The organism is Salinivibrio costicola subsp. alcaliphilus (assembly GCF_001996185.1).
GTDB classification, from domain to species: Bacteria; Pseudomonadota; Gammaproteobacteria; order Enterobacterales; family Vibrionaceae; genus Salinivibrio; species Salinivibrio costicola.
Genome location: NZ_MUFR01000042.1, coordinates 1 through 25,410 on the forward strand (window position 1 = coordinate 1; position 25,410 = coordinate 25,410).

18 protein-coding genes and 1 pseudogene are annotated in these 25,410 nt (G+C 50.0%); 5 read left to right on the plus strand and 14 right to left on the minus strand.

Annotation, left to right across the window (positions count from 1 at the left end; translation table 11 throughout):
- Positions 1-147: 147 nt before the first annotated feature.
- From deoB to prfC, 7 genes are all read right to left on the minus strand, one after another.
- Positions 148-1,368: a phosphopentomutase gene (deoB, locus tag BZJ21_RS12845; protein WP_021023643.1), complete on the minus strand. Its 1,221-nt coding sequence runs from the start codon at positions 1,366-1,368 to the stop codon at positions 148-150.
- 11 nt (positions 1,369-1,379) lie between these two features.
- Positions 1,380-2,711, minus strand: a complete 1,332-nt coding sequence (deoA, locus tag BZJ21_RS12850; RefSeq protein ID WP_077669977.1) for a thymidine phosphorylase — start codon at positions 2,709-2,711, stop codon at positions 1,380-1,382.
- Positions 2,712-2,794: 83 nt separating this feature from the next.
- Positions 2,795-3,571 carry a deoxyribose-phosphate aldolase gene (gene deoC, locus BZJ21_RS12855; RefSeq protein WP_077669978.1) on the minus strand — a complete coding sequence of 259 codons (777 nt, stop codon included), beginning with the start codon at positions 3,569-3,571 and terminating at the stop codon, positions 2,795-2,797.
- Positions 3,572-3,940: 369 nt separating this feature from the next.
- Positions 3,941-4,111: a XapX domain-containing protein gene (locus BZJ21_RS12860; protein WP_077669979.1), complete on the minus strand. Its 171-nt coding sequence runs from the start codon at positions 4,109-4,111 to the stop codon at positions 3,941-3,943.
- Between the two features lie 151 nt (positions 4,112-4,262).
- Positions 4,263-5,549 (minus strand): NupC/NupG family nucleoside CNT transporter, encoded by a 1,287-nt coding sequence (locus BZJ21_RS12865; protein ID WP_025744411.1) that lies wholly within the window; start codon positions 5,547-5,549, stop codon positions 4,263-4,265.
- A 210-nt stretch (positions 5,550-5,759) separates the two neighbouring features.
- Positions 5,760-6,530, minus strand: coding sequence for a TatD family hydrolase (locus tag BZJ21_RS12870; protein ID WP_077669980.1), 771 nt, complete (start codon positions 6,528-6,530; stop codon positions 5,760-5,762).
- Positions 6,531-6,686: 156 nt separating this feature from the next.
- A complete protein-coding gene (gene prfC / locus BZJ21_RS12875) occupies positions 6,687-8,276 on the minus strand; it encodes a peptide chain release factor 3 (RefSeq protein WP_077669981.1) in 1,590 nt (529 codons plus the stop codon).
- A gap of 416 nt (positions 8,277-8,692) precedes the next feature.
- Between prfC and pnp the strand changes: the two genes are divergently transcribed.
- Complete coding sequence (gene pnp, locus BZJ21_RS12880; protein WP_077669982.1) at positions 8,693-10,840, plus strand: polyribonucleotide nucleotidyltransferase; 2,148 nt, start codon at positions 8,693-8,695, stop codon at positions 10,838-10,840.
- A 68-nt stretch (positions 10,841-10,908) separates the two neighbouring features.
- On the plus strand, positions 10,909-11,787 hold the full coding sequence (gene nlpI, locus BZJ21_RS12885) for a lipoprotein NlpI (RefSeq protein ID WP_077577121.1): 879 nt from the start codon (positions 10,909-10,911) through the stop codon (positions 11,785-11,787).
- Positions 11,788-11,866: 79 nt separating this feature from the next.
- On the opposite strand, the gene BZJ21_RS12890 is transcribed toward nlpI, so the two are convergent.
- Complete coding sequence (locus BZJ21_RS12890) at positions 11,867-13,963, minus strand: sensor domain-containing protein (RefSeq protein ID WP_077669983.1); 2,097 nt, start codon at positions 13,961-13,963, stop codon at positions 11,867-11,869.
- 333 nt (positions 13,964-14,296) lie between these two features.
- On the opposite strand from BZJ21_RS12890, the gene BZJ21_RS12895 reads away from it, so the two are divergent.
- Genes BZJ21_RS12895 through rimI form a run of 3 tightly spaced genes read left to right on the plus strand, consistent with a single transcriptional unit; the run spans position 14,297 to position 15,561 of the window.
- On the plus strand, positions 14,297-14,698 hold the full coding sequence (locus tag BZJ21_RS12895) for a hypothetical protein (protein WP_077669984.1): 402 nt from the start codon (positions 14,297-14,299) through the stop codon (positions 14,696-14,698).
- Between the two features lie 16 nt (positions 14,699-14,714).
- The gene (locus BZJ21_RS12900) at positions 14,715-15,107 is read left to right on the plus strand and encodes a DNA polymerase III subunit psi (protein WP_021023633.1); all 393 of its coding nucleotides are present in this window, start codon (positions 14,715-14,717) and stop codon (positions 15,105-15,107) included.
- Positions 15,100-15,561 carry a ribosomal protein S18-alanine N-acetyltransferase gene (rimI, locus tag BZJ21_RS12905; protein ID WP_077669985.1) on the plus strand — a complete coding sequence of 154 codons (462 nt, stop codon included), beginning with the start codon at positions 15,100-15,102 and terminating at the stop codon, positions 15,559-15,561. The genes BZJ21_RS12900 and rimI overlap by 8 nt, the downstream gene beginning before the upstream one ends.
- Positions 15,562-15,569: 8 nt before the next feature.
- Here rimI and BZJ21_RS12910 read toward each other — a convergent pair whose 3' ends face one another.
- The 6 genes and pseudogenes from BZJ21_RS12910 to BZJ21_RS12935 all read right to left on the minus strand — a co-directional run.
- Entirely contained in the window at positions 15,570-17,492 is a 1,923-nt protein-coding gene (locus BZJ21_RS12910) for a bifunctional diguanylate cyclase/phosphodiesterase (protein ID WP_077669986.1), read from the minus strand.
- A 58-nt stretch (positions 17,493-17,550) separates the two neighbouring features.
- On the minus strand, positions 17,551-18,153 hold the full coding sequence (locus BZJ21_RS12915) for an OmpA family protein (RefSeq protein ID WP_077669987.1): 603 nt from the start codon (positions 18,151-18,153) through the stop codon (positions 17,551-17,553).
- A complete protein-coding gene (locus BZJ21_RS12920; protein WP_077669988.1) occupies positions 18,153-19,541 on the minus strand; it encodes a TolC family outer membrane protein in 1,389 nt (462 codons plus the stop codon). Before BZJ21_RS12920 ends, BZJ21_RS12915 begins: the two co-directional genes overlap by 1 nt.
- A gap of 24 nt (positions 19,542-19,565) precedes the next feature.
- Entirely contained in the window at positions 19,566-20,960 is a 1,395-nt protein-coding gene (locus tag BZJ21_RS12925; protein WP_021023628.1) for an HlyD family type I secretion periplasmic adaptor subunit, read from the minus strand.
- Positions 20,957-23,122 (minus strand): type I secretion system permease/ATPase, encoded by a 2,166-nt coding sequence (locus BZJ21_RS12930; protein WP_077669989.1) that lies wholly within the window; start codon positions 23,120-23,122, stop codon positions 20,957-20,959. The genes BZJ21_RS12925 and BZJ21_RS12930 overlap by 4 nt, the downstream gene beginning before the upstream one ends.
- Before the next feature lie 62 nt (positions 23,123-23,184).
- A pseudogene (locus BZJ21_RS12935) lies at positions 23,185-25,410 on the minus strand (hypothetical protein); the annotation flags it as partial.

Consider the following 25,410-nt stretch of genomic DNA (forward strand, 5'->3'; position numbering starts at 1 on the left):
GCAACGCCCTTGCGAGTCGGATTATCTTCCCCTCAGTCGGGGCGATTCAGGTTTCTTTCAACCTGACGGGTTTGCCAGCTTCGCTGGGCAAACAAAAAAAGAGATGGCATGCTGCCATCTCTTTTTATTGCGATCACTCGGAGACGATTACAAGAATGACTTGCCGTAATCCATTGGTGAGGTATCAAAATACTGTGCCAACGATTGGCCAATATCCGCAAATGTTTCGCGGCGACCTAGCGAGCCGGCTGGCACTTTTTTACCATAGACCAATGCCGGGATGTGCTCACGAGTATGATCCGTACCTGGCCAGGTTGGATCACAGCCGTGGTCTGCAGTCAGTAGCAGCACATCATCGTCTTCCAACATCGCCATAATTTCAGGCAAGCGGCGGTCGAAATACTCGAGTGCAGCCGCATAGCCGGCAACATTACGACGGTGGCCATACGCGGAATCAAAGTCGACAAAGTTAGTGAAGACTAAACTGTTGTCGCCCGCTTCTTTGATCGCATCTTTAGTGGCATCAAACAGCGCTTCAAGGCCAGTTGCTTTGATTTTCTTGGTGATCCCGCAGTGAGCATAAATATCAGCAATCTTACCAATAGAAATGACATCACCGCCTTTCTCATCGACAATTTTTTGCAGTACGGTGGCTGACGGTGGCTCAACCGATAAATCACGGCGGTTACCGGTACGCTCGAACTGGCCTTTACCTGGACCAACAAACGGGCGCGCAATCACACGGCCAATGTTGTAGTCTTCCAGCTCTTCACGCACGATCTGGCAAAGATCATACAGATTGTCTAGCCCAAAGGTGTCTTCGTGGCAGGCAATCTGGAACACAGAGTCTGCCGAGGTATAGAAGATCGGTTTCCCGGTTTTCATGTGCTCTTCACCAAGATCGTCGAGCACCTGCGTTCCCGATGCATGGCAGTTACCGATATAACCCGGTAGCCCTGCACGCTCAACAATGCGGTCAAGCAGTACTTCTGGGAAGCTATTGGTCAAATCAGAAAAATACCCCCACTCAAACAAGACAGGCACACCGGCAATTTCCCAGTGGCCAGATGGGGTATCTTTCCCTGACGACAGCTCTTTGGCATGCGCATAAGCACCAATGATCTCGGCGTGAGGATCCAGTCCTTCAGGGAAATAATCTGATGATTCTTCACAGGCTTTGCCGAGTCCAAGTTTGGTCATGTTAGGCAAAGACAGTGGACCTTTGCGATCGGCGTTGTCGGCTTCACCTTTTGCGCACGCTTGTGCGATGTGGCCAAGGGTGTTAGCGCCTTGGTCACCAAATTTTACGGCGTCTTCAGTGGCGCCAATACCAAATGAGTCTAAAACTAATACAATTGCGCGTTTCATGATCGCCTCCATTAGACGTCTTGTAAGCTGATACGACGATATACGTCCGGCGTAGAATTGGGTGCCTCATCAGCTACTTTTACTGCGGTTCGCACCGCATTGGCCGCTTGTTGCCATTGCTCTTCAGTTTGAGCGTGGAGCATGGCGAGCGGTGTTTGCTCATCCACGTTTTGCCCCAGACGAATCATTTCGTTCAACCCAACGGCATAATCAATTTTATCGCTGGCAACCCGACGGCCGCCACCTATTTCTATCATAGCCATGCCCAATCCCCGCGTATCCATCGCGTTGACCGTTCCAGCACGGTCGGCATAGACAGGCTTAATAACTGACGCTTTGGCCAAGTATTGATCCGGCGACTCGACAAAGTCAGAGGGACCCCCTAGGCCTGCGACCATTTTGGCAAAACACTCGGCAGCACGACCGCTATCCAATGCGTGATCCAATTTTTGTTTCGCTTGCGTCACATCTGACGCCAGTCCGCTCACCACCAGCATATCCGCACACAGTGCCATGGTCACATTGTACAGGCGAGGGTTGCGGTAACGACCGGTCAAAAAGTCGACCGCTTCTTTCACTTCCAATGCATTTCCCGCCGACGATGCCAACACTTGGTTCATATCAGTGAGCAACGCACTGGTTTTAGTGCCGGCGCCATTGGCCACGCCCACAATCGATTTCGCCAACGCCTCTGAATCTTGATACGTGGGCATAAACGCCCCCGATCCTACTTTGACATCCATAACCAAAGCATCGAGACCTGCCGCGAGCTTTTTCGACAAGATTGACGCCGTGATCAATGAGATATTATCGACGGTGGCGGTGACATCTCGGGTGGCATACACACGTTTATCGGCCGGTGCCAAAGAGCCAGTTTGGCCAATGATCGCTACGCCAGCATCACGTGTGACATCACCAAACACCTGGTTGCTTGGCATGATGTTATAACCGGGAATAGACTCCAGTTTATCAAGTGTGCCGCCGGTATGGCCTAAGCCACGACCTGAAATCATCGGCACATAACCGCCGCATGCCGCCACCATTGGGCCCAGCATTAACGAGGTCACATCACCAACGCCCCCTGTCGAGTGCTTATCCACGATTGGGCCATCAAAATGCATGTGTGACCAATCGATGGTCATACCGGAATCGCGCATCGCACAGGTCAGAGCCACACGTTCATCCATGGTCATATCATTGAAGTAAATCGCCATCGCAAATGCAGCAATTTGGCCTTCCGACACTGAGTCATTCGCAACACCCTGGATGAACGAATAAATTTCTTCTTTGCTTAACGCGATGTTGTCGCGCTTCTTACGAATAATTTCCTGAGGTAAGATCATGCATCCTCCTTACCAGCACAATACGTGAGCGACCGAGTACACGATCCTCGCTCGCCCTACCGTTTGGGTGAGTGGCAACTTACTTAATAGCCACCTTCAGCCGCTTTTTCGCCTTCACCCAAGGTGTGGAGTAAGTTCGCCAACAAGCTAGATGCGCCAAAACGATAGTGGCGGTTATCGGCCCATTGGTCGCCGAGAATGCGATCGGCCATAGCCAGGTATTGCTGCGCATCTTCTGCGGTGCGCACGCCACCGGCTGGCTTAAAGCCAACACGTGCTGCAACGCCTTTGTCTTTGATTACATTCAGCATGATCTCAGCCGCTTCAGGCGTGGCATTGACAGCCACTTTACCGGTAGAGGTTTTGATAAAATCTGCCCCCGCCTCAATGGCAATCTCCGAGGCGCGCTTGATCAACGCCTCAGTTTTAAGTTCACCGGTTTCGATGATCACTTTAAGCAACACCTTGTCACCACATGCCGCTTTACACTGTTTCACCAGCTCAGCGCCAGTACTTTCGTCACCAGCAATCAGCGCACGGTATGGAAAAACAACGTCCACTTCATCGGCGCCATAGGCAACGGCAGCTTGGGTTTCTGCTACCGCAATATCAACGTCATCATTGCCATGGGGGAAATTAGTCACGGTCGCGATACGGACATCTGGCGTGCCTTGTTCACGTAATGTTTTTTTCGCAATCGGAATAAAGCGCGGATAAATGCAGACAGCAGCCGTATTACCAACAGCCGTTTTCGCGTTCTGACACAGGGTGATCACTTTTTCATCGGTGTCATCATCATTCAGCGTGGTCAGATCCATTAATTTGAGTGCGCGTAGGGCCGCGGTATGTAATTCGTTCATTGGATATCTCCAGTCCTCATTCTTTTGCCAAACAGGTATTGGGTTGGCCACTGTGTTGGCAACCGTCACTTGTAGCCGGTTGCTGCTCAGCGGACTTGGCTCCATGAAGTTTGAGGCTGGACCTTGCGCCGCCTTCAACCAACCATCCTTGTTGCCGCGTGCAAACACATTTGTGTTCGCAGTTCTACCATTGGACGTTTTCGATTGGGGCTAGCCACACCTTTGTTGCTAACCATAAGAGGAAAATAAAGATTGTGGCGCCACCAAACTTTGACGGCCTTCACTTATTTTACCAACGCCGTTTCGGCAAAACTAGTTTTTACCGTTTCTGTTGGAAAATACAGTGTTGCTTGGCAGAATCAATACGGGTTAGCTGAAAAACCGTTCGATAATCCACTGGTAGCCGATCCCACCTAAGTAGACACCAACAATCCCCATCACGCCCGACAAAACCGGTGGCGCGGGGATAGGTAACTTGATCACACTAAACAAAACACCGACTAAAAACCCGGCGACTACCGCAAGGAGCACTTCCTGCATCGTTTTTCCTTATTTTGTTAACCAGCTTCACTTTATTTATCGGATACTCCCTGAGTATACACCCTATAAAAAAACGCCACACAGATTCACTGTGTGGCGTTTTAATCGGTTTATACTTAGTCCGTAATTAGCTGAGTCAGTAATTAGCTGATTAACCTGCGAGGGTTAAGGTCACAAATAGACCCGCAATCGTTGCCGCCATCAAGTTAGACAAGGTACCAGCAACCACCGCTTTGACACCAAAGCGTGCAATCTCTGGACGACGGCTAGGCGCCAGACCACCGAGGCCGCCAAGCAAAATGGCCACCGATGACAAGTTAGCAAAACCACACAGTGCGAATGAGATAATCGCTTTGGTTTTCTCCGTCATCTCAACACCCGTTGCCGCAACAACTTGTGCGTTGTCACCAAGATATTGGGTGAAGTTGAGGTAAGCGACAAATTCGTTGACGACGATCTTCTGACCGATGAAAGAGCCGGCAACCACTGCTTCTTCCCATGGCACACCGATAAGGAACGCAAATGGGGCAAATAAGTAGCCCAAGATCAGCTCAAGCGTAATGTCTGGATAACCAAACCAACCGCCGATACCACCCAGCATACCGTTGATAAGAGCAATCAAACCGATAAAGGCAAGTAGCATTGCACCTACGTTCAGGGCCAGTTGCATACCTGAAGAGGCACCACCAGCAGCGGCATCGATGACGTTAGCTGGCTTTTCAACGCCTTCTGCGGTGGCATCGGCCATTTGTTCAACTGGCTCTTCAGTTTCTGGCTTGATGATTTTAGCAAACAACAGACCACCAGGCGCCGCCATAAATGAAGCGGCAATCAAGTACTCAAGCGGTACACCCATTGACGCATAACCGGCCAATACACCACCGGCGACAGAGGCAAGACCACCACACATCACGGCAAACAGCTCTGATTGGGTCATGCGCGGGACAAAGGGACGAATCACGAGTGGCGCTTCTGTTTGACCCACGAAGATATTCGCAGTCGCAGACATGGATTCGGCACGCGAGGTCCCCAAGGCCTTTTGCAAACCACCACCGAGTACGTTAATCACAACCTGCATAATACCCAGGTAGTAAAGCACACTGATCAGTGATGAGAAGAATACGATAACAGGCAGAACTTTCAGTGCGAAGACGAAACCGCCACCGCCGAACAGTTCAAACATTTTGTCAGAAACCAGTCCACCAAAGATGAAGCTGATCCCTTCGTCACCATATGCGATGACGTTGGCAACGTATTGTGATGCGCCGTAAAGAATGTCACGACCTACGTCGACATACAGTACGAAAGCACCGAAAAAGAGTTGGATAGCAAATGCGCCACCCACGGTACGGAGGTTAATGGCTTTGCGATTATCAGAAAGGAGAACAGCTATTCCTAGCAGTACAACCATCCCGATTACGCTCATCAGCAGGCTCATAGTATTGGCATCCTCAAAGTAAAAAGTTGGCGTCTCGACAGAGTGGAATTTGGCTTCCGGGGAGGGATTATACGCAGAGCAGTCACATTAAAGTAATATTCCAATCACAGTTCGCTGTAAAACTATTTTGCAATGCATCAATAAGTATGACTTTGATCTAGTTTTGTGAGCTTATGCAACCGCAAACGTTTGTCTCACGCACGTTCGCGCTTAGTGCAAGCCAAACATTCTTTCAGCATTGCCTGATGTTTCGGCCACCAGGTGATCTCTATCACAGCTTTTTAACGCGGCGACCACATCGACCACCCGAGATACCTGGGCGGGTGTGTTGGGTTTTCCTTGATATCCCGCAAGCGTCATGTCAGGAGCATCGGTTTCCAAGAGCAAATGGTTGAGCGGTAAGCGCGCGATAGCTTGACGCGTTTTATTCGCCCGCTCATAGGTGACGGTGCCCCCCACGCCGAGCATTAGGCCAGCATCAATAAATTGTTTGCCTTGTTGCTCACTGCCGCTAAACGCATGCAGCACACCGCGCACGCCAGGATACGCTTTCACCAGACGCAGCAAGTCGTTATGAGATTGACGGCTATGCAAAATAATGGGTAAGTCATAACGGCGAGCAAGCCATAACTGACCATCAAGTAAGGCGTGCTGACGCTGCTTCATCTCTGGAGTGTGCGCGACACAATAATCCAGACCGGCTTCGCCGACCGCCACGCAGGACAATGGCCGTGATACCAACGCGTCTTCTAATGCGGCGAGGCTGTTGTCTGTGTGCGTATCGAGAAAACATGGATGTAACCCCAAGCCAGCATACATCTCAGCAAAACGTTCCGTCAGCGCTAATACCGCCGGCCAGTTTTGTTCATTGACACTCGGTACCACCATGCGCGTGACGCCCACCTCACGCGCCGCTTGCCAGTACTGATCCGGCGCCTGATTAAAAGGGGAGAAATCGAAGTGACAATGGGTATCAATCATGCTTTAACCGCCAAAACCACCTTCATCATCGCTGTCCTCTCGAGAGTAGAATGCCGTCTATATAGACGGCATTATAGAGGGTTTACCCCTCATTCACTGTGGGACAAGACACTTTGCCTACCTCACTGCGATGTCTTTGACATAAGCCAAGATCACTTAGTGCTCACGGGTGGCTCTGAGATCAATGTCTGGGAAACGCTCTTGCGTCAGGTTGAGATTGACCATCGTCGGCGCGATATAGGTCAGGTTATCGCCGCCATCCAGCGCGAGATTAGCTTGATTTTTGCGCTGGAATTCATCCAGCTTCTTCTCATCCTTGCACTCAACCCAACGCGCAGTGGCGACATTGATCGGCTCGTAGAGTGCGTCAACGTTATACTCGGCTTTCAAGCGCGCCACCACCATATCAAACTGCAGGACACCAACCGCGCCAACAATTAGATCGTTCGACTGCATCGGGCGGAATACCTGTACCGCGCCCTCTTCAGATAACTGAATGAGGCCTTTCAATAGTTGCTTTTGACGCAATGGATCTTTGAGACGAATGCGACGGAATAGCTCAGGCGCAAAGTTCGGGATCCCGGCAAATTTAAGATCTTCTCCTTGGGTAAAGGTATCGCCAATCTGAATAGTGCCATGGTTATGCAGGCCAATAATATCGCCGGCAAACGCATCTTCAGCCCGTGACCGATCCCCTGCCATAAAGGTCACCGCATCAGAAATATTGATTTGTTTGCCTAAACGTACATGGCGCAGCTTCATTCCCTGCTGATACTTACCGGAGACAATACGCATAAAGGCAATACGGTCACGGTGACGTGGATCCATATTGGCTTGGATTTTAAACACAAAGCCTGAGAATTTATCTTCATCGGCACTCACTTCACGATCATGAGTTGACCGCGCCATCGGCTTAGGCGCCCACTCGGTCAAGCCGTCCAGCATATGATCGACACCGAAGTTACCCAGTGCGGTACCAAAGAATACCGGCGTCAGCTCACCGCTTAAGAACAGCTCTCGATCAAATTCATGCGAGGCCCCCATCACCAACTCCAGCTCGTCACGCAAATCTTGCGCAATGTCGGCACCAATTGCCTCATCCAGCTCAGGGTTGTCCAAGCCCTTGATGATACGGGCATCCTGGATTTTATGCCCCTGACCAGACTGATAGAGAATGCTTTCATCACGGTGAATGTGATAAACACCTTGGAACCCTTTGCCGCAGCCAATTGGCCATGATACTGGCGCACAGGCAATATTGAGCTCACTCTCGACTTCATCAAGCAGCTCCATCGGATCGCGAATATCTCGATCCAATTTGTTCATAAAGGTGATGATCGGCGTGTCACGAAGGCGAGTCACTTCCATCAGCTTACGGGTCCGGTCCTCAACCCCTTTCGCGGCATCAATCACCATCAAACAAGAGTCAACCGCCGTCAATGTTCGATAGGTATCCTCCGAGAAATCCTCGTGCCCTGGGGTATCAAGCAGGTTTACCAAGCAGTCGTTGTAAGGAAATTGCATCACCGAGGTGGTCACCGAGATCCCACGCTCTTTTTCCATGTCCATCCAATCTGACTTGGCATGATGGTTAGAGCCGCGCCCTTTGACCGTGCCGGCTGTTTGAATCGCACGTCCGAACAACAGCACTTTTTCAGTAATGGTAGTTTTACCCGCATCCGGGTGCGAGATAATCGCAAAGGTGCGTCGTTTATCAACTTCCTGTTGCAGCGGTGTATTTGACATAGCAGGTTATCTTCTTGTTTGATTCAGGCGGCAATCGAGCGCCAACTGAGGAGGTAAATCACAAAGGTGGCGTATTTTCGCTGATCTTGTAGCCAGCTTCAATTCACAAATCTGACTTGGCACGGTTATCTGCACACGTTAGGGTCAAGTTTGCTTGCCAAATCCATCACAAATGTCGTCAATTGACGGCCCTGTGGTGTCGTTATTAGTGAAGCACGTGTATAATTAGCGCCACTTTCAGCTGTAAAACAGTCAACAACGTCGACCATTAGGTCGCGACTATTGACAGCATACTGCCCATCAAGATCAATCATCCGCGCAGCGTGCTTTCATTAGTCGCGATGGTGAACAGCTGAAAGCCGACAATTAGTGAGATAAATCAAAGGGTTTATCCCTCAGCAACAAGGAAATAATCTGTGAATCCAATCGTAAAAACATTCCAATACGGCAATCATACTGTGACATTGGAAACGGGCGTCATGGCACGCCAAGCCAATGGTGCCGTCATGGTCAGCATGGACGATACCTCGGTATTCGTCTCTGTTGTAGGTAAAAAAGAAGCCGCCGAAGGCCAAAGCTTTTTCCCTCTAACCGTCAACTACCAAGAGCGTACATACGCTGCAGGTAAAATCCCAGGTGGTTTCTTCAAACGTGAAGGCCGTCCATCTGAGTCAGAAACCCTCACCGCACGCTTAATTGACCGCCCAATCCGTCCGCTTTTCCCTGATTCGTTCAAAAACGAAGTACAAGTCATTGCGACGGTTGTGTCTGTTAACCCAGCCGTTAGCCCTGACATTGTCGCCATGCTGGGTACCTCTGCCGCCCTAGCGATTTCAGGCATCCCATTCAACGGCCCGATTGGCTCGGCACGCGTAGGTTATATCAACGACGAGTTGGTTCTTAACCCAAGCCCAGCGCAACTCGACGAAAGTAAGCTGGACCTGGTTGTTGCAGGGACAGAAGGCGCAGTACTGATGGTTGAATCAGAAGCTGATCGCTTGAGCGAAGAGCAAATGCTGCAAGCCGTGATGTTTGGTCACGAGCAACAGCAAACCGCTATCAATGCCATTAAAGAGTTCGCGGCTGAAGTCGGCACGCCTCAGTGGGATTGGAAAGCACCTGAAGTTAACGCTGCCCTACAAACCCGTGTGGCAGAAATGGCACAAGGTCCATTGGCTCAGGCATACCAGATCACTGAAAAAATGGCCCGTTACGAGCAAGTTGGCCAGGTGAAGCAAGACGTGGTTGCCGCTTTGCTAAGTGAAGACGAAAGTCTCAATGAACGTGAAATCCTCGGCATGCTTGGCGACCTAGAAAAAACCGTGGTTCGTGGTCGTATTATCGCCGGCGAACCGCGCATTGATGGCCGTGAAAAAGACATGGTTCGCGCCCTTGATGTCCGTACCGGCGTATTGCCACGTACACACGGCAGTGCCTTGTTTACCCGTGGTGAAACGCAAGCGCTAGTAACGGCGACCTTGGGTACCCAGCGTGATGCGCAAACTATTGACTCGATCATGGGTGAGCGCCAAGAAGGCTTCATGCTGCATTACAACTTCCCTCCATACTGTGTGGGTGAAACTGGATTTGTTGGCTCACCAAAGCGCCGTGAAATTGGCCATGGCCGTCTCGCTAAACGCGGTATCGCTGCGGTGATGCCAAGCCAGGACGATTTCCCGTACACATTGCGTGTGGTATCTGAGATCACCGAATCTAACGGTTCGTCATCCATGGCATCTGTCTGTGGTACATCGCTTGCGCTGATGGATGCCGGTGTACCGGTGAAAAAATCCGTTGCAGGTATTGCCATGGGTCTGGTGAAAGAAGGCGACGAGTTTGTTGTTCTTTCGGACATCTTGGGTGACGAAGATCACCTCGGTGATATGGACTTTAAAGTGGCCGGTACCGACGACGGTGTAACTGCGCTACAAATGGACATTAAAATCGAAGGGATCACCAAAGAGATCATGCAAATCGCCCTGAACCAAGCAAAAGGCGCACGTCTGCACATCTTGGATGTCATGGATCAAGCGATTGGTTCAGCCCGTGATGATATCTCTGAGTTTGCCCCTCGTATCCATACCATGAGCATCAATCCTGATAAGATCCGTGATGTGATTGGTAAAGGCGGCGCGGTGATCCGTCAGCTGACCGAAGAGACCGGCACTACGATCGAAATCGACGACAATGGTACGGTAAAAATTGCTGCTACTGATGGCGACGCGGCAAAAGATGCGATCTCTCGTATCGAAGCGCTTACTGCCGAAGTGGAAGTGGGCCGCATCTATACCGGTAAGGTCCAGCGCATTGTTGATTTCGGTGCGTTCGTCTCTGTGATTGGCGGTAAAGATGGCCTGGTTCACATTTCTCAAATCGCCGATGAGCGTGTTGAGAAAGTGACCGATTATCTTGAAGTTGGCCAAGAAGTGGACGTCAAAGTGCTCGAGGTTGATCGCCAAGGACGCATTCGCCTAAGCATGAAAGAAGCCGCATCTGAGAAAGGCTCAGACAAGCCTTCAGAAGACGCCGCATCTGCGGAGCAAGCGCCAAGTACTGACGCTTAGAGTCATCGAGTTATTCATGATATAAAGGGGGCTGAGGCCCCCTTTTTTTTACACGGAGATGCGCCTTCATGACCGTTTTTTATAAACCACTGACCAATGTGGCGCTGTTATTGCTGATGATGGCGTCATTGTTGCTCACAGGATGTAGCAGTCAGTGGACCTTCCCACCGATGGCCGTTCCCTTGCAGCCAACACTGCAACAGGAAGTCCACTTGGCACGCATCGATCAATTACTCGCACGAAAGGATTTAAGCGACGAGGCACGTGCGCAACTGCATTATGAACGTGGATTAATGCACGATAATCTTGGCATGCGCGACTTAGCACGATTAGATTTCAACCAATCTTTATCTTTAAAGCCTGACCAACCCGATGTATTCAATATTCTCGGTGTCTATTTTACTCAAAATGGCCATTACGATGCGGCTTACGAAGCGTTTGACTCAACGTTAGAGCTTGATGATAGCCATAGTTATGCCGAACGTAACCGCGGTATTGCCCTGTATTATGGCGGGCGCTATCGTCTGGCCTATCAAGACTTACTTAATCACTACCAAGAAGATCGCGACGACCCTTATCGCCTGATTTGGCTTTATTTAGTGGAGCGCGATTGGCAAGGTGAATCCCAAGCTCAACAAGCATTGTTAACCCGCAAAGCAAACGCCGAGACAACCGGCTGGGGCTGGCAACTGGTAGACATGTATCTGGGGGTGATCAGCGAGCGCGAGTTGCTTGAACAATTAGCCGCTCAGGGCAAAGATAACCAACAATTAGCAGAGCGCCTGTGTGAAGCGTATTTTTATCTCGCCAAACGGTACCAATATCAAGGCGATAACGATCGCGCTGTCGCGCTTTATAAGCTCGCCATGTCAGGCAATGTCTATCAATTTGTTGAGCATCGTTACGCGCTACTTGAACTCAACCGCCTGGCTTACCGTCAGCCATAGCCCATGCTTGCGACCCATATACCACACTAAAAAGAGCAAGGTTTTCCTGCTCTTTTTTATTTTCACTGACACATAATCATCACGGGCGGGTGGGCGCTAATAGCTGTGGCGGTTGATTTTGCGGCTTATTTTTATGTAGCAATTGTTCAAACTCTCGCTTCGGCATCGGAGAGTGAAAGTAATAGCCTTGAATGGTGTCGCAATGTAAGTTGGTTAACACCGATGCTTGCTGGCGAGTTTCGACGCCCTCAGCCACCACCGTCATCTCCATCGCTCGCCCAAGGTGGATAATACTTTCCACCAGCGTCACCTGCTTACTGAGCGCATCCATCTCATGGATAAAGGCGCGATCGATTTTGAGCTCATCAAGCGGAAAGCGCGCGAGATAGGACAACGACGAGTATCCTGTCCCGAAATCATCAATCGATAACGCAAACCCTAATGATTTAATCGCATTCAGCATGGCCAGCGCGTGCTCATCATTTCTCATTACCGCGCTTTCGGTAAGTTCAAAGGTAATATCTTCAGGATTGGCGCCGGTTGCTTTTAATAGCTTTTCCATATGTTCAATTAACTTAGGGCTACTAAATTGCTCTGGCGATAAATTGATCGCGACCCGGCCCGGTAATAATCCTTGTTGCCGCCAACGATGAACATTTTGAAACACTTCCCGCATCACATGGCGCCCAAGCGACTCTATCAAGCCGCAGCGCTCAGCCACAGGGATAAAACGCCCTGGACTGATGTAACCTTCCACTGGATGCTTCCAGCGCACCAAAGCCTCTGCGCCATTGATACGAAAATCACCCGCATTCACTTTGGGCTGATACCAGACTTCTAGGCTTTTGCTTTGCAATGCTTTTTGCAGCTCAATTTCCAGCCACAGACGCATCCGCGCTTCTTTACTCATACTGTCGTTATACTCAACCACACGGTTTCGGCCTTGCTCTTTCGCCTCATACATTGCCGTGTCGGCGTTTTGCAGTAATTGTCTGGCATCTTTGCCGTCTTCAGGGTAGCGCACCATCCCCAGGGAACAGGCCAAATATTTGCTAAAGTAGTGCAGTTCAAAAGGCTGGCTAATCGCGCCAACAACCTTGTCAGCTAACTGCTCGACCATGTCTTCAGTGGCAGGTTTGGGTAGGATCACCGCAAATTCATCGCCCCCCAAATGACCAATAATGGTGTCGGCGGAAAGCAGTGCGCGTAAACGTTGTGCGATATCTTGCAACACCCGATCACCCACGTGGTGGCCTAGCGAGTCATTGATGTTTTTAAAATTATCCACGTCAAGATATAACATGGCTAAAGGTGTCTGCGCACGGATCAGTTTATCCAGTTCACTGCTAAAGCCATAGCGATTATACAATCCTGTCAAGGCATCGATATTGGCCCATTGCGGCTCGCCGACTTTGCTTATTTCATCGTGTTGTGCGGGTTGCAGCCGCTTCACCTCTGTATAAGGCGCGTGTAAGCGCAACATAGTGGCTTGTTTACCTAATACCTGAATCGGCGACTGAGAAAGGCGCACAGACGCACCTTTTTTACTACTCAATGCGTCAATGCACTCGCGATCATTGGCACTCGCCAAGCGCTCTATCACCGAATGGTTTTGATCGGCAAGCGCTAAATAATTCGCCACCGGCTCACCGAGCAAGTCGTCTGCGGATGCCACCCCTAGCAAGGTCGCAGCAGCAGGGTTCGCGGAGAGAATACAACCGTCCTCCACCAGGCAACAGCCATCGTCGATCAACGAACTTAAACGATGATATTTTTCATCCGCTTCTTCCAGCGCACTGGCTAAAATTTGACGTTCCGAGGTGTCAACCGCATGGAAAATAACACAAGGCTGTCCTTGCTCATCCTTATAGTTTTTAAGCGGTGCCACACTGAAATGAAAGCTTGAGCTATGATACTCATCCGCAATCACCACTTCTCCTTCCGCGCCATCCCCGCGTCTTGCTTTCTCATAATGCGGCTTTACAGCTTGATAAAACGCCTCGCCTAGCGTGTCTTTATCACAAAGCCCCTTTAACGAGACAGAGGAAAGACCCGCCAACTCACAATAGCGCGGGTTAGCGTACACGTAGCGATCGGTACTATCTAGAATGGCAAAAAGGAACGGACTGTTATCGGTTAAGCAGTAAAACCAATCATTTAACGACGATATTGGCATGGGGGCTCACATTGGGTAATCACGCTCGATTATATCATCATCGAGACAAGCATCTCATATATTAGACACTTTTAACTTCATTGTCAGTAGCACTTTATGAGGCACACGTCATAGGTTCAAGCTTTTCTCACTATATACCGCACATTTATCGGTAAAAAGAGGAAAGGCACTCAAAATCAGTAAAAAAGCGAGAGTATGTTGCCAAATCACACAATTTGGCGGCTATTTATGCATTTAGCTGCGTAACAATCTGTGCGAGACTCACTGTCACTATTGCACCGGATCGGGAATCGGTTATCCTGACCACAACATTTACTCACCGCTGTATGTCTTATGCTTATTCGCTCAGAAGCGCCCGCCGACTTGGTTAAACTGGATCGTTGGTGGCGCGACGATATCACGCGTCCTTATCAAGCCGACCAACTCAAGCAATGGCGTGAAGCCGGGCTTATTTCTCTGTCGTTGCTCGCGACCAGCGATATGGGAGAGGTACAGGGCCATATTGTGGTGATTGATGCGCAAATGGATAACAACAGCCAAGAAATCGCGTTATGGCACAGTCCAGATCCCGACCTTTTAATGCCTCTCTTGGACGAAGCGGAATCCACCCTCTTTGAGTTTGGCTATACCCGGCTTAAAATAATGCCCAGTGCTGAGGCGGCGCGCGCTGAGTTTGCCCCGATACAGACCAACGATGCCTGGTGGTATAAGCAATTAGCCGCCGCGACCGCTTAATACGGATGCCAAAACGATGTTAACCGACATTCAACGTTTACAAGCGATGGGCCTAGACGTCTGGCAGTTACGTCATCCAGCCATTTATGACCAAACGCACGAAGTTATTCAGTTACCAGACGCCTGCCAATTATTGCTGGTCTGTGATACGCCGCTCAGTGAAAAAGATGCGTGGTTGTTCGGCAATATACTCAAGAGCATGAAGTTGCGCCCCGAGCAGGCGCGTCAATTACCGCATGCAGCGTTGTCGGCACTGGGTGAACATCGCTTAACTTGGTGCTGGTATATTGACACACCGGATGTGATTATTGATGGCGTACGACGTTTAGATTCGATTCCCTTAGCGCAGATGCACGATAACCCAACCGCCAAACGCGATCTGTGGCGGCAGATTTGCCAATATGACTGATTATTATCTTTGTCCGCTGGCGCACGATGACATCACAGCCATCAGCGCAATCGAGCGGCGCGCCCACAGTTCCCCCTGGTCAGACACCCAACTAGCGGCGCCAACTGGCCGTTTTGACCACGCGTATGGGCTTCATTTAATGCAGCCACACGCATTACTGATTGGGTATTTTTACGCGCGCTGTGTCGCCGGGGAGGGAGAATTATTGAACATTGCGATTGAGCCCACCTATCAAGGGCAAGGATGGGGAAGTATTTTACTTGAGGCGATGATCAAACGCCTAAATGAAGCCGGTGCGGAGAGTATCTGGCTGGAGGTACGCGAAAGCAACATCGCGGCGCAAGTCTTGTATCAAAAATATGGCTTTAAGCCCGTCAGCCGCCGAAAACACTATTATGCGTGTGCCGACGGTCGACGAGAAGATGCGTGGGTGATGCAAAAAATAGCCGATTGAAACTAAGGCTACTCACCACTATCTAACCTGATCGGTGGCAGAATATAGCCTTGATAGCCCTGACAACCTAACTGATGAAAATACTGGTGCTGCTCTGATTGTTCAATCCCAGTGGCAATGACAGTGATCTCTCGTCCCAGCGCAATATTGACTAGCATGCGAATGAATACATCATCCACACCGCTCGACTGCTGACCAAACCCGATATCCAATTTGACATAATCAGGCTCGATATTTTTGATGTAGTCGACGTTATCCATATTACGGCCAAAGTGATCAACCCCAACGGCAAAGCCTTGACCACGGATTAAACGAAACAATGCCTTGCAAGCTTCAGGATCAGCATGCACCGCTTTTTCTGACACTTCAAACGCCAGTTTATCGGCGAGATAGGTTTTGAGTAAAAAGTGACTTAACCAATCATAGAATGTTTGGCTTTGGACACTTTCGATGGTGATATTGATCGCGAGCTTGTCACTGTGAGGATTTTTATTAAGGTAGTCACTCACCCTATTTAGCACGTGAATATCAAACTCTTCGCCTAATGCATACATCTCAATACGGTTGAGCAACTGACCCGCAGATAGCCAGCTATCGTCCACCCAAAGGTGTGCGTACACCTCTTGATGCCAATTATATTGATTATCACGATGACGAACCGGTTGGGCATAAAGCGCTAATGGATTTTTGTGCAACGCATCAAGCAAAACATGCCGCCATTGCTCTCGGGTCCGGCTATCAACTTGTTCATCCGTTGGCCAAAAGTAAACCTCGTTTTGGCGCTTCGCGTGTTGTAATGCATTATCCGCTTTCGCCATCAGGCCCACCGTCTCGTCGGTACGCGTTTGCGCAATACCTAAGTGAAAGCCTTGATTGACCGGTAGCGAGATATTCTCTAGCTCTTGATTGATCACCCGTAATAACTGGCGTAAGTAACGCCGTAATGCTTTCTCTTCATCGGTAACCAGTAAGATCGCGATTTCATTATGACTCAACCTTGCCACGACTTGATGCGTGCTGGCTAAGCTCTCCTGCGTTAACGCTTCTCCTAGTAATCGCCAACATTGATCCCGGTATTGATATCCGTAACGCGCACGTAAACGTGATAACCAATCCGCCTCTAACAGAATTAAGCTGCAACCGACTTCATCGTTGATAAAGCTTTGCAGCTGGTGCTGAAAATAGCCACGGTTCGGTAAGCGTGATACCGGATCCACCATGAGTTTATCGCGCAAGCGTGCCAATTCGTCTTGTTGTGATTGCTGCATCCGTGCGACTTGTTGCCCGGCAAGATTAAAGGCGTTTTGCAGTGCCGATAAATCACTCACACTGGTTGCCACTTGTGTCGGATGAAAATCACCATGTCCTAACGACGTCAGTCGCTGACTGAGATCCCCCAGAGGGACGGTAACACGACGGAACATAAAAGACGCGGCGACAATAACGGTCACACCCGCAGCCAATAACCAACCGACTAATCGCACCAGTCGTTGCCATAACTCAGCAATATCTTGATGAGGATCGAACGTCATGGTCAGCTTCGCTAACTGTGTCCAGCCGTTGCTCACCGAGACGGAGGTTGTGTTCACCGTTAAACCCGTCGCTGTCGCGAACCAATTCGGCACATGCATTGCCGGGCGGTCAGATTCCCATACTTGGCGTTCCCCAGATAGCATAGGCTCGATCGTGATCTGACTCACTTGGGGCATACTGATAAACTGGGAAGCTAACTGCGTGAGTCGTTGTCCATCACTTTGTTCAAGTACCGCGGGCAGCGCTTCAGCCAGCGTCTTACTGAGTAAGTTTGATTGTTGCTGCTGCTGTTGTTTACGTTGCTCCGCGCTCAACTGAAATACCACTGCTGTGGTCACCAATACAGTGACCACAGTAGCGGCGACGACAAACGAAAGCACACGTTGATGCAGTGTCATTGCGCGCCTCGCCAGCCGATACGTGAAATGACTATCGAAGTGACCATTGGCGTAGCCGCTAATCTGATTCCGATGAATAAATAGTCCATCGTTTCTCCGTTATGCCGTGTTCGCCAGAAACAGTCGCGACCACTCGGCGATTTGTTTCATTGGCTCTGTCTGTCTCAGCATCGATTAATGGGCGTGTCTCACCGAAGCCTTGCGCGCTAACACGACTGCGGTCAAGGTAAAACTGATTAACGAGCACGTCCGCAATCGCCTCTGCGCGTCGCTGTGACAACGCTAAATTGTAGCTCGCCGCACCCACTTTACTGGCATGACCTTCAATGAGTACCGACGCCTTAGGATAACGGCGCATAAATTCGGCAAGATCACGGATATCGCCATACTGACTCTCACGAACCTGGGCCGAATCCGTAGCAAATTGGACATTCAGCTCGAACGATGCTGTTTCTATTCGCTCTTGCGGGCATCCTTCATTATTGACCCGAGCTTGTTCAAGCGTCGCGTTACACTGATCGCGCGCGGCAATTACACCATCTTTGTCTTGATCGGTGAGGTCACGGCTTTGTATGATCTTCATTTCCATGGGATCAACCAACTGTGGCGCACAGCCACTGATCATGAGCGCGGTAAAAAGAAGTAAACTCAACTGCTTCATTATTCACTCCCCTCACTGTACAGCGATGCCGTGTCCCAGCTTGCAGGCGTATCGATTCTTAGTGAGGCCAGTAATTGCCCGGTAGCGTTTAATATTCGATATTGTGCATACCGCTCATCGGCTTCTTTACTTAGGTATTCACGGCGTGTTTCAAACAACTCATTTTGCGAGTCCAATACATCCAAAAGCGTCCGCGCATTGAGGCGAAACTCTTCGCGATAGGCATCTCGGGTATCGGTAGCGGCTTCGACATGTTGGCGCATAAAGTCACGCTGCTGTTCAAGATAGGTTCGCGCGTTCCAGGCTAAAGTGGCCCCTTCAACCACTTGGCGATGGGTCATCTCATTAACTTCTCGCGCCTCGATGGTTTGATAAGCCGTTTGTCGCTCTCGGGCGCGATCGGCACCACCATTAAATAAGTTGTAGCGCATGCGTACCATGGCTTGGATATTATTATTCTCGCCACCGACATCTGGCGGACCCGCACCATCTTCGCCACCAATGTTTTCGTTCCAATTAGCATCGACTTCTACGTTGATGGTCGGTAAATACGCAGCACGAGAGCCATCACGGGCTGCATTCGCCGCCGCAATATCTGCTTGTGCAGATTGCAAACGCGGATGGTTATCTAACGCCATATCCAAGGTAGTATCCAGCGACTGAGGCAGCATCGCGGCATCAGGGCTGGGTAAGTGTAAATCCTCAGGTGCGATACCGACGACCTTCATAAAAGCACTACGCGCATCGGCGAGGTTATTACGCGCCGACATTAAGTTTGCGTTCGCACGCGCTAAGCGTCCTGTCACCTGAGACAAGTCGCTGGCTTTGGCAAATCCACCTTGATTGCTTTCTTCAATCGCATCGTAGATTTCCTGATGGTTATCTAGGTTTTTTTCTGCCAGGATCACAATCTCTTCAGCTACGAGCACATCCAGATAAATACGTGACACTTCCAACGCTTTATCTTCTGCGGTGGCAATCAAGCCCCACTGCTCGGCCGTGGCTTCGTTTTGTGTCCGCGCCACTTCATGTTGGGTACGAAAGCCATCAAAAAGCATTTGGCGTAATGATAACCCAAGCTCACGACGAGTTAGGTCTACTTCATCATCCGTGCTGGTATCACGGCGAGTGCCTGGTGAGTCCGTCCATTCCTGCCCCACACCAGCGGTCGCATCCAGTGTGGGATAATAACCGGCTTTGGATTGGTCTATAGATTGCTCACGCGCTTTATAGCGCGCAAAGGCTTCACGTATTTGTGGATGAGACTCGAGTGAGCGAGCCACCGCTTGCTCCAATGTTTGCGATATTGCAACGGGTGAAATCAAGCTCATGGCTAGCGCGATAGCCGTTATGCGCGTTTTATGACACAGATGCGAAAGGGTCGGCATCTTGTTTCTCCTTGTTGTAATTATTTAGCGCTCGCGTAGTGCGTTTTCTTTTGCCCGTAAGATAGGATTGAGAAGATAATCCAACACCGTGCGCTTGCCGGTAATAATATCAACCGAGGTCAGCATGCCAGGAATAATCGGCATCGGCGTGCCATCATCCCGCGTTAAGTGCGATGCCTCGGTCCTGATTCGCACGAGGTAAAAGCTATTCCCTTCTTCATCCTGCGTGGTATCGGCACTAATGTGCTCCACTTTACCGTCTAGCCCGCCATAGCGGGTAAAGTCATACGCGGTGACTTTTACAACGGCCGGTAACCCAGGATGTAAAAATGCAATGTCTTTGGGCAAAATCTTCACTTGTACGAGCAGCTGATCTTCAGTGGGTACAATTTCTATCACATCTTCCCCGGGGCCCACGACACCACCCAATGTGTTGATGTGCACCGTTTTCACCGTGCCATCGACAGGTGAAGTAATCACGGCTTTGTTCACTTTGTCTTGTGCCCCGACGGTCGCCTCTGTGAGTCGAGACAGCCGTGCCTCGCTTTCACTCAGCTTGGCCCGTGTCTCACCAATAAACTGCAAAGCAGCCTCACGGCGTTTTAAGATAGATTCATCTAACGCTGCTTTAATTTTAGGCCGCGACAGTCTTAAGTTGGTCAGCTCACCCTGCATATCATTGATCTGTCTTTCCAGTTTGAGAAGCTCCACTTCTGAGACAATCTTCTTTTTTACCAAAGGACGTGTGATATTGATCTCACGATCCATAATCGATAACGAGTTAGTTAGCGTTTTTATCTTGGACGCCACTTCTTCCAACGCTTGGCGTTTCTGAACGATTTGTTGTCCCTGAATATCCAGTTGATTACGTAGACTGTCCAGTCGGCTCCGATATTCTGACTTTTGCCGTGCAATTAACTGGGGTTTACGGCTGGTGAGTGAATCAGGAAAACTGATGGGACGCGGCACAATCTCAATCTGTTGCTGCCATGGCTGGCTAGGTGGCTGCAGAATGACACTATCAAGTTCACTGTACATGCGCGTGACCGAAGCTCGCAAACTGTCAATTTCTTGCTCTTGCTGAGCCAGATCGGAACGAAAGCGGGTGGCATCAATACGCGCGAGAGGCATTCCTTTTTCAACCAATTGCCCTTCATCAACATACATCGCCTGCAAAATGCCACCATCCAGGCTTTGGATCAGCTGGACATGAGAAGGAGGAATGACTTTACCACTGCCCCGAGTGACCCGGTCCAGCTCCGCCACCGCGGCCCATACAATAAAGCTTGCAATCAGCAGCAAGGCAACCCAAACCACCGCACGGTACTTGAGCGGGGTATCTGTCATCATCGCGCCATAAACATCGTCAATCATGTCGAGATCAGCGGGTTGGCTGGCCTTTTTAACGACCTTGCTCATGACGCATTTCCTTTGTTGAGCTTACTGAGGACTTTGTCGCGCGGACCATCCATTACAATGCGTCCTTTGTCCATCACAATCACCCGCTGCGCGAGGTTGAGCAGTGACATGTTATGGGTCACCATCACCAGTGTTCGTGATTTGGCTGCGACTTCCATCGCTTTAATAAATTGGTTTTCAGCGTGCGCGTCTAAACTGGCCGTCGGTTCATCCATCACCAGCACAGGCGGCTCATTAAGCAACGCCCGTGCTAAAGACACCGCCTGCCTCTGACCGCGAGAAAGGCGTTCGCCACGCTCTCCCACCTGTTTATCTAGGCCTTCATGGTCTTGCGCGGTAAACAAACTCACGCCTGACAGCTGCACGGCGCGCATCAGCTGGTGCTCAGTGACTTGGCGCGTACCAAACATAATATTTTCGCGAATAGTGCCATGAAACAGCGTCACATCTTGTGCCAAATAGCCCACGTTGCGACGCAAATCTGAAGGATGGATTTGACGGCTATCGACGCCATCAAACCGTAAACTGCCTTGGTTGGGCTGAAAAAGACCGGCTAACAGTTTGAGTAACGTGGTTTTACCCGAGCCATTTTTACCTAAGATGGCGATCACTTCACCCGGCTGAACGCGAAAATTCAATGGATAAAGCGCCGGTTTTTCCGTCTCTGGATAATTAAAGGCCAAGTTATCGGCACTGAGTTCACCTTTCAGGCGTTTACGACTGACAAGGTGCCCTTTATCAGCAAACTCATCCTCTTGCTCCATCATCGCATTCAGTTGGCGCAGCGAGGTGCTGGTTTGATTCCAACGGTTGAGCAAACTCGCCATCTGCGCCATGGGTGATACCGCTCGGCTGGAAAGCATCACTGCCGCGATGATCCCCCCCATGGAGATATCGCCGTCCGCCACCCGGTACACCCCCAGGATCACCACGGCGATCGCCATCATCTGGGTGATGAAAGTGGCAATGTAAGAAACGTTATTGGTGATTTGTTTGACTTTAAAGTTCCAATTCGCCGTGTGCGCGGTCATTTGCTGCCAACTGCGCTGCACGATGCCTTCGGCGCCATTGGCTTTGATGCCTTCCAACGCCGATAAACTTTCAATGAGATGACCATGGCGTTCAGATGCGTATTTATTACTCTCTTCAATCGCTGCGCGCAATTTGGGCTGGACCGAGATGGTGTAGCCCAAGATCAGTAACCCAGCCACGACCGGCACGATGGCCAGATCGCCCGCGACTAGATAAATAATCGTGATAAAGAAAACCGCAAACGGCAAATCAACCAAGGTGGTGATAGTCGCCGAGGTGAGCATGTCTCGCACAGAGTCGAACTCACCCAACTGTTTGGCCGTGGCCCCCACACTGCCGCCACGATTGGCCAGCGGCGTACCCATCAGCCGTGCAAACAGTCGAGACGAAACAATAATATCGACTTTCTTCCCGGCCATATCAATCATGTAGGAGCGCAACTTGCGCATGATAAAGTCAAAGCAGTAGGCCAAGGTGGCGCCGCTAGCTAACACCCACAAGGATTCAAACGCCAAATTAGGAACGATCTTGTCATAGACGTTCATTACGAACAGCGGCGACACTAAAGCAAAGAGGTTCACCAACACGGAGGCGAGCAACGCATCGCGATAAATAGGCGCAGCGTCTTTGACCGTTTGCCAAAACCAGTGGATTTTATTGTCGTGCAGGTGTAAATCGACCGACTGATCACCGCGGTACTGGCGCTTAATAAAAAAGCAATATCCGACATACATCGCCTCAAGGGCTTCAAGCTGCATGGTTTGCTCGCCGCCATTTTCGGGCAACTGAATCAGGGCAGTACCTGCCTCATTATCAATCTCACGCAGCACACAGGCTTTTTGATCTGCTAACAGTAACACGCAAGGGAGCAATAACGGCCCTAAGTTATCCAGGTTGCGACGTGACAAGCGTGCGGCCAAACCGGCGCGCCCTGCCGCTTGTGGAAACATATCGGGCGTGAGTAGCGCATTGGTCATCGGCAAGCCCGCAACTAACGCATCCCCCGAGCAGGGGGTGCCATAGTGTTCGGTCAGCAATACCAAACAATCTAGCAAGGGATCGTCGGTGGGCTGTTCGCCCGCTGCGATTCGCCACTGCACCGATTGATTATTATTTGAAGGGTCAGTCACTTACATCTCTCTTTTGACCGAAAACAAAAGGCAGCGACATGATAGCCGCTGCCTGAGGGTGATTACCAGTCTGTATCGATCTCAATATCATCGAGGGCTGTCATGTCGGAGGATACCGATATAGTGCCATCACCATTATCATTGATGGTCAAAGAGCCTTTCTCACCTTCAATCAGCGTGTTGAGCACCACTTGACCGCCTTCTAACTTGACATTGGTAAGTTCAATTGTCTGATCCGCGTCTTCTTTTTTGTCATAGTCAAACTTCAGCGTCACATTCACCGAATCATCATGAGGATTCGTATCGTTCATGGTGACACTAAAGCGACTAAAGTCTCCATTCACCTCATCACCTTTGAACAGATCATTTAGATTTAGAGTGTCCTCAGCGGAGAAATCACTGACCGTGTCGGTGTATTCATGACCATTTTGTGAATTCACATCATCCATTGACCAGGAGAAGGTATCTGCCCCCTCAGAACCGGTAAGCATATCGCTGCCACGACCACCGACGATAATATCATCACCTTCTCCACCACGAACCTGATCATTTCCATCCCCGGCATCAATATAATGGTTATCTGTTGTTTGCCAATCTGACTCAAATTCTGACATCCAATGAACCTCTGGCCCATTAATGTTGAAGTTTTCGTCATTAATGACAACTTTTTCAGACCCGCTTAAACCGACGTTTAGCGATAACCAGCCACTGTACAACATATCAATTTGATCAACTCCATCACCGGTCTCTATCGAGTGTTCTTGCGATTCAGGTTTACTTGTAGGCTGAACGGCGAATTCGCCTAATGTAGTATCACCATCACCATCAACAACCTTATAGGAGAAATCAATGTCTGAATCACCCTCAGGTGCTTGCATCACTTGATACTGGTAGAACTCCCACTTACCTGTTGCTGGCGTCAGTTGCACCTCAAAGACCAACGCGCCATTTTCATCTGTTGCTATCAGACGATTATTGCCATCAAATTGAGTCGTAATCGCTAAACCTTGCGCCGTGAATAAACCATCTTCAATGCCTTCAAGCATGATAGAGTCAAGTCCGTCAGCGCCTGCATGATACTGCAACGTACCATCAGCAACAGCAATTGCTTGTTCATCCGATGCGCCCGTGAAAGTTATCGACTTAACGGTTAGATCACTATTATCTTGACTACTACGGTTTCCATTATCAGTCGCTTCAATGGTGATTTGGTCAAAGCCACCTTCTTGAATATCAAAGTTCTTCGCGTAGTCACCACTTGTCTCATCGGACGTGAATTCTCTTTCAGCGACCAGTTCGCCATCTCGATAGAAGCGTGCAATACCAGACTCGAGTTCTCCCCCATACATTTTAGAGAACTCAATTTGTGCGCCATAAGCAACTTGGCCATTCAACGAGAATATCAGTTGCTCAGATACGCCTTGGCCGGTGTCCGTGATGCGATATTCAATCTCATTGGACAAAGGATGACCGTGTTCATCAGGATTACTTGGCCAAGGCCAAGGAGTAGACGAAGAACCACTATCAACACCAATACCATCAGACGATAAATTAACTTTGTCGTATTCAAGTTGAGTGTTGTAGTCATTCGCAAACCCGAGGGCAGTCACCGTAACATCATCAAGGGTGAGACGGTCTCCCGAGCCTTGCCCTGTGAACGAGACTTTGCCTATCAGCACATCGGGAATATCCTGCAACTCGACCGGTACAACCTCTACCGCTATAGTTTCGGGGCTGTCATCCTCAATAGTGACACTTAACGGCTTACTCAAGTCAGTACGGTTATCATCGTTTACGACGACACTAATAGGAAGCGACAATGTGTCTTCCATCTCTGTGTCCGGATGATCCAGAGGGCTATGTAGCTCGACATCATAAGTCCATTCAAGACTTCCGCTCATTGGCTCATTGAGCGTGACAGTTATGACAGGATCTGTCGCATTTGTATGACCCAACAAACGGTTTGTAGATGCATCCCAGGTCCAAGCTACCGTTTCACCGTTTGAGGTCAATCCGCTGCCGCCGGCAAGTGCGACGGTCATATCTCCTGAACCGCCTGTTACGGTAAATTGACCAGAACCTGAAACACTATTCGTTGTATCCGTCCCAGATGGCAATGAATCCTCAATACCGCCTGCCAGTCCTTCTTCAGAAACAGTCACTTCAGAAACAATAGTTATTGTAGGTGTGGTGTCGAGCACGGCGCTGTCGCTGCCTTCTGCCGAGGTGTTGCCGAACTGGTCTTCCAGCACCGCTGTCACGGTGAGGGTTTCACCTTCCGCTGGCGC

Coding starts and splice junctions, on each gene's coding strand:
- deoB (WP_021023643.1), bottom strand. CDS start 1,368: ATGAAACGCGCAATTGTATTAGTTTTAGACTCATTTGGTATTGGCGCC.
- deoA (WP_077669977.1), bottom strand. CDS start 2,711: ATGATCTTACCTCAGGAAATTATTCGTAAGAAGCGCGACAACATCGCG.
- deoC (WP_077669978.1), bottom strand. CDS start 3,571: ATGAACGAATTACATACCGCGGCCCTACGCGCACTCAAATTAATGGAT.
- BZJ21_RS12860 (WP_077669979.1), bottom strand. CDS start 4,111: ATGCAGGAAGTGCTCCTTGCGGTAGTCGCCGGGTTTTTAGTCGGTGTT.
- BZJ21_RS12865 (WP_025744411.1), bottom strand. CDS start 5,549: ATGAGCCTGCTGATGAGCGTAATCGGGATGGTTGTACTGCTAGGAATA.
- BZJ21_RS12870 (WP_077669980.1), bottom strand. CDS start 6,530: ATGATTGATACCCATTGTCACTTCGATTTCTCCCCTTTTAATCAGGCG.
- prfC (WP_077669981.1), bottom strand. CDS start 8,276: ATGTCAAATACACCGCTGCAACAGGAAGTTGATAAACGACGCACCTTT.
- nlpI (WP_077577121.1), top strand. CDS start 10,909: ATGACCGTTTTTTATAAACCACTGACCAATGTGGCGCTGTTATTGCTG.
- BZJ21_RS12890 (WP_077669983.1), bottom strand. CDS start 13,963: ATGCCAATATCGTCGTTAAATGATTGGTTTTACTGCTTAACCGATAAC.
- BZJ21_RS12895 (WP_077669984.1), top strand. CDS start 14,297: ATGCTTATTCGCTCAGAAGCGCCCGCCGACTTGGTTAAACTGGATCGT.
- BZJ21_RS12900 (WP_021023633.1), top strand. CDS start 14,715: ATGTTAACCGACATTCAACGTTTACAAGCGATGGGCCTAGACGTCTGG.
- rimI (WP_077669985.1), top strand. CDS start 15,100: ATGACTGATTATTATCTTTGTCCGCTGGCGCACGATGACATCACAGCC.
- BZJ21_RS12910 (WP_077669986.1), bottom strand. CDS start 17,492: ATGACACTGCATCAACGTGTGCTTTCGTTTGTCGTCGCCGCTACTGTG.
- BZJ21_RS12915 (WP_077669987.1), bottom strand. CDS start 18,153: ATGAAGCAGTTGAGTTTACTTCTTTTTACCGCGCTCATGATCAGTGGC.
- BZJ21_RS12920 (WP_077669988.1), bottom strand. CDS start 19,541: ATGCCGACCCTTTCGCATCTGTGTCATAAAACGCGCATAACGGCTATC.
- BZJ21_RS12925 (WP_021023628.1), bottom strand. CDS start 20,960: ATGAGCAAGGTCGTTAAAAAGGCCAGCCAACCCGCTGATCTCGACATG.